The organism is Mycobacterium scrofulaceum (assembly GCF_001667885.1).
GTDB classification, from domain to species: domain Bacteria; phylum Actinomycetota; class Actinomycetes; order Mycobacteriales; family Mycobacteriaceae; genus Mycobacterium; species Mycobacterium scrofulaceum_C.
Genome location: NZ_LZJW01000125.1, coordinates 1 through 598 on the forward strand (window position 1 = coordinate 1; position 598 = coordinate 598).

General features: G+C 69.7%; 1 protein-coding gene. It reads left to right on the forward strand.

The features are described from left to right. Nucleotides 1–598 (forward strand): AMP-binding protein (locus A5681_RS18315; RefSeq protein WP_156738045.1); only part of this gene is annotated, 598 nt, incomplete at both ends.

Below are 598 nucleotides of genomic sequence, written 5' to 3' on the forward strand. Positions count from 1 at the left end.
TGCCGATCGCCACCCATACCGCCCGGATGGATTTGACGTTCAATGTGGCCGAGCGCTTCACCGATGACGTTGAGCCGGCGGGGATTTCGGGTGCGGTGGAGTTCCGCACCGATGTGTTCGATGCCGGCACGGTCGCCGCGGTGGTGGAGCGGTTGGAGCGGGTGTTGGTGGCGATGACCGCCGATCCGGGTGTGCGGTTGTCGTCGATCGACGTGCTTCAGGCCGGTGAGCTCACCCGTCTGGGCGAGATGGGCCGGTGGCCGGTGTTGGAGCAGCCGGTGACGGGGGTGTCGATTCCGGCGTTGTTCGCCTCGCAGGTGCGGCGTGTGCCGGGGGCGGTGGCGCTGCGGTGTGGGGGGCGGTCGTGGACGTATCGGGAGGTGGATGAGGCCTCGAACCGGTTGGCGCATTGGCTGATTGAGGGCGGGGCGGGCCGGGGTGAGTGTGTGGGGTTGGTCGTGCCGCGCTCGGCGCAGGCGATCATCGCGATCCTGGCGGTGCTCAAGACCGGGGCGGCGTATCTGCCGATCGACCCGGGCTGGCCCGATGAGCGGATCGGGTTGGTGCTGGCCGACGCCGCGCCGGTGGCGGTGGTCAG